The 12,207-nt window shown below is 44.1% G+C and carries 8 protein-coding genes and 1 CRISPR repeat array; of the genes, 1 reads left to right on the top strand and 7 read right to left on the bottom strand.

What is annotated here, in order from left to right; all coding sequences use genetic code 11:
* Window positions 1–68: 68 nt before the first annotated feature.
* Window positions 69–2,651: a TIGR03960 family B12-binding radical SAM protein gene (locus FRE64_RS02500; RefSeq protein WP_146294518.1), complete on the top strand. Its 2,583-nt coding sequence runs from the start codon at window positions 69–71 to the stop codon at window positions 2,649–2,651.
* 990 nt (window positions 2,652–3,641) lie between these two features.
* On the opposite strand, the gene FRE64_RS02495 is transcribed toward FRE64_RS02500, so the two are convergent.
* From FRE64_RS02495 to FRE64_RS02465, 7 genes are read right to left on the bottom strand one after another with little or no spacing between them, the layout of a single operon-like run.
* Window positions 3,642–5,336, bottom strand: a complete 1,695-nt coding sequence (locus FRE64_RS02495) for an RAMP superfamily protein (protein ID WP_146294517.1) — start codon at window positions 5,334–5,336, stop codon at window positions 3,642–3,644.
* Between the two features lie 15 nt (window positions 5,337–5,351).
* Window positions 5,352–6,479 (bottom strand): hypothetical protein, encoded by a 1,128-nt coding sequence (locus tag FRE64_RS02490; RefSeq protein ID WP_222597850.1) that lies wholly within the window; start codon window positions 6,477–6,479, stop codon window positions 5,352–5,354.
* Window positions 6,480–6,500: 21 nt separating this feature from the next.
* Entirely contained in the window at window positions 6,501–7,034 is a 534-nt protein-coding gene (locus FRE64_RS02485; RefSeq protein WP_146294516.1) for a Uma2 family endonuclease, read from the bottom strand.
* A gap of 10 nt (window positions 7,035–7,044) precedes the next feature.
* On the bottom strand, window positions 7,045–7,437 hold the full coding sequence (locus FRE64_RS02480; RefSeq protein ID WP_146294515.1) for a hypothetical protein: 393 nt from the start codon (window positions 7,435–7,437) through the stop codon (window positions 7,045–7,047).
* Complete coding sequence (locus tag FRE64_RS02475; RefSeq protein WP_146294514.1) at window positions 7,437–8,249, bottom strand: RAMP superfamily CRISPR-associated protein; 813 nt, start codon at window positions 8,247–8,249, stop codon at window positions 7,437–7,439. Before FRE64_RS02475 ends, FRE64_RS02480 begins: the two co-directional genes overlap by 1 nt.
* On the bottom strand, window positions 8,249–9,244 hold the full coding sequence (locus FRE64_RS02470) for a type III-B CRISPR module-associated Cmr3 family protein (protein WP_146294513.1): 996 nt from the start codon (window positions 9,242–9,244) through the stop codon (window positions 8,249–8,251). The genes FRE64_RS02475 and FRE64_RS02470 overlap by 1 nt, the downstream gene beginning before the upstream one ends.
* Window positions 9,235–10,746, bottom strand: a complete 1,512-nt coding sequence (locus FRE64_RS02465; RefSeq protein ID WP_246140372.1) for a Cas10/Cmr2 second palm domain-containing protein — start codon at window positions 10,744–10,746, stop codon at window positions 9,235–9,237. The genes FRE64_RS02470 and FRE64_RS02465 overlap by 10 nt, the downstream gene beginning before the upstream one ends.
* 467 nt (window positions 10,747–11,213) lie before the next feature.
* Window positions 11,214–11,969: direct repeats of the CRISPR family, unit length 36 nt; unit sequence GTCCCGGCGACTGGGTTAAGTCGCTTTGTTGGAAAC.
* Window positions 11,970–12,207 lie beyond the last annotated feature (238 nt).

Here is a 12,207-nt window from a genome sequence, read left to right as displayed (position 1 = left end):
ATCCCAATCAACTCCCTAAATCCTGAACTACCATAAGAAATAGTGAGTAGAAAGGAAAAGAGTAACCGATGACAGTAGCAGTTGAGCAACTGATTACCCCAGAAATTAATCGACCTGCCCGCTATTTGGGAAATGAGCAAGGAACGAAACATAAACCTTGGGAGAGTGCAACGGTACGCTGGGTTCTTACCTACCCAGAAATTTACGAAGTGGGCGCATCCAACTTGGGTCATGTTATTTTATACAATATTCTTAATGCTCAACCGCGACAACTCTGCGATCGCGCTTATCTTCCTGCCCCTGATCTCGCTTCTAAACTCCGAGAAACCAATACCCCCTTATTTGCCCTAGAAAACCGTTGTCCTGTTACTGAATTTGATATTCTAGGCTTTAGCCTCAGCTATGAATTAGGGGCAACCAATATCTTAGAAATGCTCGATCTTGCGAATATTCCCCTGACTTGGCAAGAAAGAGAAAAGGGAGATTATCCTCTCATTTTTGCAGGTGGACAAACTGCTACATCGAACCCCGAACCCTATGCGGACTTTTTTGATTTTATTGCCCTTGGCGATGGCGAAGAACTCCTCCCAGAAGTGGGATTAATCATTGAAGAAGGAAAAGCAGAAGGACTCAGTAAAGAAGAACTACTATTAGACTTAGCGCAAGTACCTGGGGTTTATGTGCCGCGCTTCTATCAAATGGGTGAAGATGGGTCAGTTCATCCGATTCGAGATGATGTTCCCGAAAAAATTATCCGTCGCGTGGCAAAACCCATGCCAGCTTATTCTATTGGTTTAGTTCCCTATGTGGAAACAGTACATGATCGCCTTAGTGTGGAAATTCGTCGGGGATGCACCCGTGGCTGTCGTTTTTGTCAACCTGGAATGTTAACTCGCCCTGCCCATGATGTGGAACCAGAACAGGTAGTAGAAACCATTGAGAAAGGCATTCGGGAAACGGGATACAATGAATTTTCCTTACTCTCTTTAAGTTGTTCTGATTATCTCTCTCTCCCTGCGGTAGGGATGGAAATTAAGAACCGTCTCCAAGATGAAAACATTTCCCTGTCTCTTCCTAGTCAACGGGTGGATCGTTTTGATGAAAATATTGCGAATATCATCGGCGGAAACCGTAAAAGTGGCTTGACTTTTGCCCCAGAAGCAGGAACGCAACGGATGCGAGATGTGGTGAATAAAGGCTTAAGTAATGAAGAATTGCTACGAGGGGTAAAAACCGCTTTTGAACAAGGTTGGGAGAAAGTCAAACTCTACTTTATGATTGGCTTACCCGGGGAAACTGATGCGGATGTGATTGGCATTGCAGAAACGATCCGTTGGCTACGTCAAGAATGTCGCATGAAAGGGCGCAAACGCCTTGATTTTAATGTAACGATTTCTAACTTTACGCCCAAACCCCATACTCCTTTCCAATGGCATTCCGTTTCTACTTCTGAATTTATCCGCAAACAAGAATTATTACGGAACGAGTTTCGGCGGATGAAAGGGGTAAAAGTTAACTTTACGGATGTGCGAATTTCGGCAATGGAAGACTTTGTGGGACGCGGCGATCGCCGTTTAGTTCCTGTTGTCCGTAGGGCGTGGGAACTTGGCGCAGGGATGGATGCCTGGTGGGAAAGTTTAGAAAAAGCCTATAATGCTTGGGAACAAGCCATTGCTGATGCTGGTTTGGACTGGAAATATCGTCAAGTTGAGAATGGCGAATGGGATTGGGAAACCATGGAAAAAGGCACGTATCAAGATCGCCTTGATGCCCCTCTCCCTTGGGATCACATAGACACTGGTATAGATAAAAACTGGCTGAAAGAAGACTTACAACGAGCTTTAGAAGCAGCAACCGTTCCTGATTGTTCTTATGCTGGCTGTTCCCATTGTGGGGTTTGTGGCATTGATTTTGGTCATAATATCGTCGTTGAACCGCCAGAAATTCCGAAGTTTGAAGGACATTTTCAACCTGATCAAACTCGCAATCAGCGCATCCGACTCCGATTTAGTAAGGAAGGGGAAATGCGCCTAGTGAGTCATTTAGATTTGGTGCGGTTATTCGATCGCGCTGTAAGACGGGCAAAACTACCGATTTCCTTTACTGGCGGTTATCATCCCGGACCTCGGATTAGTATTGCCAATGCTTTATCTTTAGGTATGACGAGTAGTGGGGAAATTGTAGATTTCGATCTCACTGAAGAGATGGATTTAGAGGTATTTCGGGATCAATTAGCAGCCCAACTTCCCACAGGGATTAATGTTAATTCTGTGGAAGCAGTTAACTTGAAAGATTCTGCAACGGGTTTATTAGAGAAGGCAGAATACTTTGTCACTGTAGAAGCATCACAACCGCTAACAGAACTAGCATGGAAAGAAGCCCTGCAAGCTGTATTAGATCACGATGAAATTCTCTGGGAAAAAACGACTAAGTCTGGGAAGAAGAAAACCCTAAATTTGCGCGATCGCGCTTTTGAAATCTCTTTCATAGAAACATTAGATCATCACACAGCAAAATTACGATATGTGGGAAGCTGTCGTAATGATGGCACACTTCTGAACCCAGAACACTTTGTCTATATGTTGGAACAAGTAACTGGGTTAGACTTACAGTTAAATCATGCTCATCGTCAGCAGTTAATTCTGCAATAATTCATCATTGTTGGTTGGGTAGCCATTGCTTAAACTCAACCACAATCAATTACGAGTTACTAAAAATACCATGATTAATAAAGTTGCAGATGACTTTAAATTGCTTTCCTTTTCTAAAGTCTAGAATGAGCAAAAAGCAAGCTGGAAAAGGGTTTTGTCTGCCGATCACCCCATCTCCCTACCTCCCCATCTCCCTATTTTTCTTTTGGTACAAAGTAATTGCGCGGGGGTCGGCAAATCGCTGAAATCCTCATTCTTTCGTTGACCCCCTCGACTCTCCTCTAGGAGAGGGTTATAGCCATTTTTCTTGTTTTCATCTCATGGCAAATAAATGAAATTAAAGACCCCCTCGCAAATGGCTCTTGAAATTCCCTCACAGCAGGGGCTAATATAAAGACAGTCCCGGCGACTGGGTTAAGTCGCTTTGTTGGAAACCTGACGCGGGCAGCCCAATAGTTACGGGACTTAACAAGTCCCGGCGACTGGGTTAAGTCGCTTTGTTGGAAACTTCAGTGAACAACCGAGGCGGCTGTAAGCCTCGTTGTCCCGGCGACTGGGTTAAGTCGCTTTGTTGGAAACAATAGAGCTGTTCCTCTCGCCCTAGGAACACCTCAATCTGAGTAACGTCCCGGCGACTGGGTTAAGTCGCTTTGTTGGAAACACTAAAAATGCTCAAGTGCAAACTGCTTGAGCGTTGTTCCATCAAAAAAGAGGGCAAAACTTCAATATTTCACCCTCAAATAAAAAAGATTTAACTGTTTAGAAAAACGCTAATTTCCCCCTTTTTTTAAGGGGGGGCTAGGGGGGATCAACCCTCAAAAAAAAAGATTTAACTGTTTAGAAAAACGCTAATTCCCCCCTTTTTTAAGGGGGGCTAGGGGGGATCAACCCTCAAATAAAAAGGATTTAACCATTTAGAAAAACGCTAATTCCCCCCTTTTTTAAGGGGGGCTAGGGGGGATCAACCCTCAATAACCATTTAGAAAAACTTTAATTTCCCCATAACTTATTAAACATTTCTTGTTCCGATTCTAGAAACTTGCGAAACTCCTTCTCTTTGTCATCAGGAGAAGCACTGGGGAAAAAGGTAAGCAACTCAAAATATTGAGCTGATTTTTTAGCAATAATGTCATTGGGATCAGTCTTACTTTTTAATAACTTTACTACGGGATACATCCGATGCCAAATGCGACCAATATTGCCCATTTTTCCCGTAACAGAAGACTGATAAATGCTGCCTTCCTGAATTCTGGCTTCTCGCATCGCACGACGATAGGGCTGATGTAACCATTCAATCGCCCTCGAATCTTCCTGATCTTCTGCGATACGTCCCCACACTTGCACCTGATCAGGATGCCACGCTTCTCGCCAAGATTGAGCATAATTCTTAGTGGGATTCACTCCTCGCAATCTCATCCATGCTTGGAGATCATTTCGCACTTTCTTGATAAACGCTGGAACTTGATCCAAATTTCTTACCCCATTGCGAGTGTTATTCACCAGTGTATTTTTTCCTTCCCATTGCCAATGACAACCGATAAGCGGTTTACTCCCTTGATCGTAATATTCAGGATAAAAGAGGCGATGATCCGCCCGTCGCCATGACTTGCCAAACCCACCAAACACCATGGCAAAGCGAGTTAAGGCTTTAACTACTTTCACAAGGGCGGTTCTCTCTTCCTCGGAAAGAGTTTGCGTTAGAGAGAAACACAGTTTTCCCGTTACATCATAAGCAGGAACCGCATAAGAACCCTGTCCAAATGTCTCTAGAGTCAAATTGTCAGGAGAAAACTGAAACGTTACCGCTAATAACCCGACAGTTCCTTCCCCTTGTACGCCACCAAACAACTGCTGCACAAGGCTTTCTGCTTGTTGGGCTGTGGTTAATCCCCCAAAAAGGCGCAGGGCGTGTCCTCGCAAGGCTGCTTTGAACATATTAGGACGAAATTCCCCCTCACCATCAAGGAGTTTTGCTGCCATTCCCTGTCCTTTTAATTGCGGTTGGTAGGGGAGATGATCGGTTTTAGTTTGCGGTTGTCCATAACCAGCACTCACCCGACAGCCAATTCCACCAGATAAGGCTTTTTTCCAGAGTTGCCAAATCGTTTCCCATTCTGACTCCTCTAGAGGAATCGTGCTAGAAATGCCAAATTGGAGGGTGGGTTGGTAGAGAGAAATTTGAGCAAATGCACTAGATTTTTGTATCCCTGTCACTTGCCAATTTTGTTGGGGATGAATGATATCCACTAATCGCTGTTGCCAACTATTATCTACAGGATAGCCACCATGAAAGCGCAGGATACCGGGGGCAAAATCGCCATTATTTAAGTCTTGACCGCAGTAACGTTGGACTTGTTCAGGAGTACAAACGCGACGAAAAGCCCCTTTCATACTACTCCCCGGATAATAAGGATAACCTCTTGCACCAATAACAGGACGGACAATGCCATCATCTTGTCCGCCATTGGTGACAAACCGCCAGTTAATGGGATAAGACTGCACTCGCACTCCTTCTCCAAATTCAGGGGGACGAAAATCGGTTCTTTCTACCCATTCAGATGCCCAACGTTGGACATCTTGTTCTTGGACATCTTGTCGAATGCGTTGCAGTTGACAGCGTCCGCCAATTTGGGCGCGAAACATCATGGGAACTTTTTGAGCGAGATTAGAATTTAATTTTGGCATGGTAATTAGTGGTGATTAGAGATGTGAACTCAGGGAGTCAACAACAAAGGTTCCAGTTGCTTCAAAATGACCATATAGCCGTTTGGCATCTTTGTCTGACCAAGCATCACATTCGTGGGTGGCTTGGGGATGAGGTTTGCCTTTCAGCTTTTTAAAGTCGAGGGAAAGGGGGTTATAGTCGCCATTGCTTTCCAGATAGCGAGAAAGTTGATCCAGACGATAATTAAGGATTTCTAAGCGTTCACTCCCAATGGCAGCAACATCACTTTGGAAACGGTTGCTGTATTCTAAACGAGAACTTAAGGGAGGAAGTAACTTCTGTTGATAGTAAGTGGGTTTAGCTTGTCGCCACACCAGTTCCCCCCATTCGGAAAGGGTGACATTTTCATCCACTGGAAATAATAGGGTTTCAGGAATTCCCCTTGCTTCTTGGCGAGTGACGGAAAAATTTACTTCTAGTTTCCGAAATAGCGTAAGATGTTTACCGACAATTCCTTCTTTATCAATATTTATGGGAAGTTTCGGAATCCGAAGCAGTTGAGAACTTGCTTGGAAAATGTAAACGCTTTCGTCAGCGTAAAACATGGCAATGGCTTGTAAAAAGCCGTTTACTCCCTTAAAGCCACCGGTCAAACTGAAAATAACACGATATCCTTGCTGTTGATAGCTAGTGAGAGTATCATCACACCATTTAATTAATTCTGACATGGCATTGCGGAAGGTTTCGGCTTCGCTAGTGGCTAAGTCTGGGATTTTGATAATTGAAGCAATCAAGCCGTTATTTCTTAGCCAAGCAGCGACCATTTCTCCCACTTGTTCGCCTTGATAGGTATCGCTAACGAGAAGAAAATGATATTCGGGAACGCTTGGGGATAAGTCTCCATTATGATAGGTGATGATCCCGTTGAGTTCAGCACTCATTTTTTTGACAGTTTCTAGGTGGAGAGAAGGATCTAGAAGGGTATTTCTTCGCTGTTGAATATGTTCTGCAATTTTCTCCTGTTGATCAGGAGTTAAGTCTGCTTTTTGCCGATTAGCTGTTTCTAGCAGTAAGGTTCTTAATTCATTAGAAACTTGATTGGTTAACAGGCTGGTTCCACAGGGAGAAACCATAACGTTGGGAATTTTGGTTGTAGAAGTCATCAGTTTTAATTACAGAGGGCATTATGATCTGTTCGTCATTGCGATAACACCATTAACTGTTAGTGGTGGTAAATTACCTAAACTGGGCAAAACATCGGTTTCTGCATAGATATGTGGTAAATTATCTCCTTGCCAAACCCAAATTTGTTGGCGAGTCAGATCAATTAACCAAGCCAGTTGTGTCCCATTATTCAGACAATGGAGAATTTTATTTTGCACAGTTAGTGTGCTTTGGTCAGGAGATAAAATTTCAATTAACCAATCTGGCGCACCGTTAAATGCCCCATCTGCTTCAGGAAGGCGAGAGGCTATAATTACCGCAATATCTGGCACTGGGGAATAAGGGGAAACAATACAGCGCAGTTCTTGAATCGCTTCTAATTCTTCAGTGTGAAAATTAATATAATTCACTAAGTTACGCTGTAATCGCGAGTGAAACAAAGTTGGCATGGGTTTTTGGATCGTGCGCCCATTAATCAATTCCCAAGCTGGAGAAGATTCGATATTGGGTTGAGATAAAAACTCTGTCAGGGAAAGCGTTGGTGTGAAAGTCATCTTGGAAACCTTATTTGTAGCGTTGTGTCCACCAAATTAAACAATCACATAACTGGGTTAGTACCGCTAAGGAGACTCGTTGGGCTTCTAAATCCAATCCCCATAACTTCTCACTCATGTTTTGGATGCTTTGGGGATTATTACTGTTAACTGCATCATTGGGAATCTCAATCCCACCGCGACGCATAATTTGAACTAGAGTATCCCAAGTTTCCTTCCAATAATCGGATTTTGCTTGTTCTTTCCCCTCTAAACGGAGATGTTCTCCCCAAAAGCGTTCTAAGCCATAAGCAGTTGCCATCCGCATTTTATACCCTTGATTGAGGGAATCTTTATCTCGCTTCATTGCATTAAGAACTAATTTTTGCGCTTCTTGATCTAAGCCATAGGTTTGCCAAGCCATTATTGATACTCTCCTTTTAATATTACTTGTGAACGACCAAAGCCAATGGATTCTAAACCGCCGAAATACAGTTCTTTTCTGTCAGAATCGCCAAAGGGTGACCAACCTTTCTCTTTTAAGGCAATGGGAAAGACTAAAATACTTTCTTCGGGAAGGGCTTCTACATTAAAAAATGCCCCTGTTTCCGTCTTTTTCATCTCATCTTGTAACCGCACGCGGCTTTGTCGATATAACGCCATATCATGGAGGGTGGCGATGTCGTTATCTCCCACTACCACTAGATTACTTTCTGGTAAATCAACTCCTTGAGGAATCCATGGGGATAAGTCGGTTTCTTGTTCAATTTCCATGAAGCCTAAATTAAAGAATAAGACTTTTTGTCCTTGTCCCACTTGTCGCCCTTGTAAAGATTTAGAACTGGTGTAGGGTTGGGGAATCTCTGTGGAAAGACCACTAATTTGTTGATAACGTTTTAGTAAACGAGGACAACTAATCCAAATCACTGGTTGACCGGGACAAAAGACGGGAAGCCACAATAAAGAGGCATATTCAAATTTTACAATGGCTTCGGTCGTTCCCCCATCTTCTCGTCCTTCTACAGCATGATGACCATACCATTCTGCTTCCATGCCTTTTTGAATGGATCGTAAATCAGCGCGAAATCGTCCGCGAATAGAACTCCTCGGGATAATTCCTGTTTGGGTAAATTGATCGCGAAAAATTAAGTTAAGATTCCCTGTTTCTTCTCCTGCACTTGCGCCAACGTGCAGAGGGGCAAGGGTTTTAATGATACCGTAGGCTTGATGATACATTAGGATTTTCCTCCAATTGCTAAAGGTAGTGATAAGCCACATCCCCAACGTTTAAAGGAATAGGCTTCTTTGGGAAACCAAGATTCCTCCCAGTTTTCCCAAGGTTCTAAGGGTTCAGATAAGACGTAAACACTGCCAGCAGGAACAGCATATCGTCCTCTTGATAACCGTTTGGCTTGCTTGTCTCCTCCTAAACGATACCGAAAGGCTTGGGGACGTTCGGTGAGGAGGGTTTCTATTGACCAAGCAGGGGTGACTTCCTGTTGGTTGGGAAGGATGGGAAAGCGGTAGGAATAACGATTTGATCCCCATACGGCTGGAGTAATCAGGGCAAATTGTTTGCCACAGGGTTGATGGAGTAAGGTTTGCGTTTCTGCGTCAAGGGGAAGACAGCGTAAGTTAACAAAATGTCCCTCGCCGCCAAACCGATACCAGCCGTTATCGAGATGGGTATTGCTGAGATATACGAGACAGGCTTCTGGATCAAGTTGGACGGCGTTTTCGAGAAAGAGACTCCCTTGATCACTGTCGGCTTCTACTTTCCGTTCTTCGGTTTTAAGACGGGGGTGAAGGTGTGGCAAATATTCCCAAGGATCACTTTCTACTTGTTGGGGAGAGTGCCATTGATCAATGGTGATCCAACCTCCTCCTTTATCGAATTTCCCTGTGGGAGATGTGCCGTTTTCGGTTTCCCACTGTTGATGATTCCACTGTAATTGGTGTTGGATTTGTTGATCTTTGACAAGATAGTTATGGGGAAGGGGAACACGAAAGTTTTGTGGGTTTTGGATTTCTGACCAAAAAGGACCGGCGACGATTAGGGCGTTAATGTCTTCTTGATTAGCGGCGTATAATCCTGATAGGGTGGCAGAACTGGGAGGAAAACTGGTTCCCGATCGCCCTACTAAGTTTTCTGGGGAAAGAAACCGACCGGCACTTCCGTAGAGAAACCCTAGTGGTTCAATGGTAATGAGATATTGGAAGGTTAGTGACATAGATGAAATCCCACTTTGGCAAGGTTGATAATCCACTGATTGATGTCTGGAGAGGAATCGCCTAAAATTACTGAGTCTAGATTTTGTTCTAAGCGTTGACGGGTTTGGCTTCCGAAATAAATCTCAAATAAGCCTAAGGCAATGTTTTGATTATTCTCAAAGGCGTGTCTGTTTTCTAGAGTGGCGATGTCATTATAAATATGTGTCCAGTTTTGTCCCCCAGCGCGATCGCGATATCCTGTGATCACTTCTTCTAAGAACCACCACGGACAAGTCCATTGCAAGTAATTCCCGCTATTAAATAAAATCCTAATTGCTAACCGATCGCGCCCTTGTTTTTTGGCGGCTTGTTCGGCTTCTCGACAATGTTGTAAAACATCTCTTTGGGGAACTCCGCCGGCTGCCCACACAAAGCCCACACTTACGGTTATATTTTGTTGATGTTGTTGCCAAACCTCATGATTAAAGCGGTAAAACCACTGTAAACATTCTCCGAGAAAGGCTTGTTTTTCGGCATCACTGGTATAGTTTTGGTAAAATATCCCCAGAAAGTCATCGCCACCAGCATAAATCACTCGTCCTAACCCATTTTCTACAGAAGGCTTGAGGGCGTTTTCTCCCCAATTCAGCATGGCGCGACTAAATTTCTTGAGAATCTGGGCTTCGTTATTTCCTTGTTCATTGAGTCCTTTTAAGTATTCCCCAATGCGATCGCCGTCTCCCTGAAACCACCCTGTCCAGCGATTTTCTTCTAAACGCTTTAAGTCTCGAAATGAATCAGGAATTTCCACTTTTGGCAGTTCTGCGGCAGAGAGGTTAAGTTGTGATTGAATGGGCTTAAGGGTAATTAGCCGTTTAATCAGTTCGGGAATACTCAGTTGTTCACTGGGATCAATAATCGACTCACTGACAACATGACTTAATTGCTGATAAAAGTCCTCGATTTTTGCTATTTCTTGAGAATAATTAGACTGTTTGGGATGAAATTTGCCCATAGTGGGATGCGCGATCGCGTCAGTTCCCGACAGAGTGGAACTCTCTCCCATCCAGTTAATTCCTACCCAATTACGGCTGCGTTTTTTCTCATTCAAAGCATGACGGGCTTCGCCAATACTAGACCCTTGCGCCCAGAAAAATTCCCAAGTATGATTTTCCCAAGCCTGCCATTGTTGTTGCCATTGATAATCCTTTGAGGGGAGTTTATTTTCTAACCATTCCCGACAAGATTGGAGAATCGTTTTCCAAGCGCGATCGAATATGGTACGGGCTTCTTGATAAGAGAAATCTCCTTTGATAATGATTTGATTCGGTGTTCCTTGTACGACGTTAATGGTTGCTGGCGAAATCACTTCCTGATTGTTAGATCTAGCGTAATCGCAGAGAGTATGAGATAAATAAGAGAGAATAAACGATCCCCCATATAAATCTCGCAATTTCCGCGATTTCTCGATAAACCCCTGGATTGGGGAGAAAGTAACCGCCGTGTATCGAATTTCACTCATTGTCAAGTGCTAGCGTTCTGTTCTCACTTTAATTTACAAGCAATCTGTTAGAAAAACTAGGCTTGGGATGCGATTGACGACATTTATAATAGCCATCATTAATCATATATTTTAATTTAGCAGAAGGGCTGAGAATCCTACGACTACAATTTTAATTTAGTCGGTAGACGGGGCGTATAAACATCTGGGGAGACCCCAGATGACAGCCCCTCATGAATCAGCCTATTTGCGGTATAATCAAACAAGTAGGCTTAATAACCAAGTGCTCATCGCCACCTACTTACTTATACAGAATTAACTTCTGAAACCTTCGACCGATGGGCAAGCGGAAGAAGTAAAAGCAGCTCAGTTAACGTTGATTCGCTCAAGTCGCTGAGAAGCCCCAACTACATCGAAAGATTAGTTGAGGGTATGTCACCGCAAATCGCTCTTGAAATTCCCTCACAGTAAGGGTTATGATGAGTGGTGTCCCGGCGACTGGGTTAAGTCGCTTTGTTGGAAACCTACCATAAAGCGGTATTCCCGCTCCACGAACTGGTAGTCCCGGCGACTGGGTTAAGTCGCTTTGTTGGAAACTAGAGAGCCTCTACCAGCTCTGAATCAGCCTCTGGTCCCGGCGACTGGGTTAAGTCGCTTTGTTGGAAACTTCCTGAGAATTATCAAGAAGATGTTTTAGATATGTCCCGGCGACTGGGTTAAGTCGCTTTGTTGGAAACCCAATGTTTCCAAGTTGTTTGGACTTATCATTACATGTCCCGGCGACTGGGTGAAGTCGCTTTGTTGGAAACTTATAAAAGACGGCGATCCAGTTGTAATCATCAATCGTCCCGGCGACTGGGTAAAGTCGCTTTGTTGGAAACGGCTCAATGGCAAAGTCAACCACTTCGATTCGGAGTTCCCGGCGACTGGGTGAAGTCGCTTTGTTGGAAACACTAACCATTCGGGTAACACATTTTTTTCTGTTATGTTCCCGGCGACTGGGTGAAGTCGCTTTGTTGGAAACGTACGCGATAGCACGGTATGCCCTAACAATTGCCGAGTCCCGGCGACTGGGTAAAGTCGCTTTGTTGGAAACTGAGGGAGTGGGCTTGTTCCTGCATAGGCAGGCAGTCCCGGCGACTGGGTAAAGTCGCTTTGTTGGAAACCGGACACGGTCAATGCCCTTATTACCTCCTTTATCGGAGAGGGTCTTGGCGACTGGGTTAAGTCGCTTTGTTAGAAACGCTCAGGTGTGGAACAATTGACACTTGAGCGTTTTTCTGTGACATTTTCCTGACATAAAATCGAATAACTAATGCTACAGATGAGCAATCGCCTCCCCTTGTCTCCCCATCTCCCTCTCTCCCCATCTCCCTCTCTCCCTCACAGTAAGGGCTAACATAAAGACAGTCCCAGCAACTGGGTTAACCTGATAACCAATAACCGAAAACGCCCCATTTCGATTACGATTGATCAGGGGTT

The organism is Euhalothece natronophila Z-M001 (assembly GCF_007904085.1).
Taxonomy (GTDB): Bacteria; Cyanobacteriota; Cyanobacteriia; order Cyanobacteriales; family Rubidibacteraceae; genus Halothece; species Halothece natronophila.
Note: the sequence above shows the minus strand (reverse complement) of the source record. Positions and strands in the feature narration are given on the sequence as shown.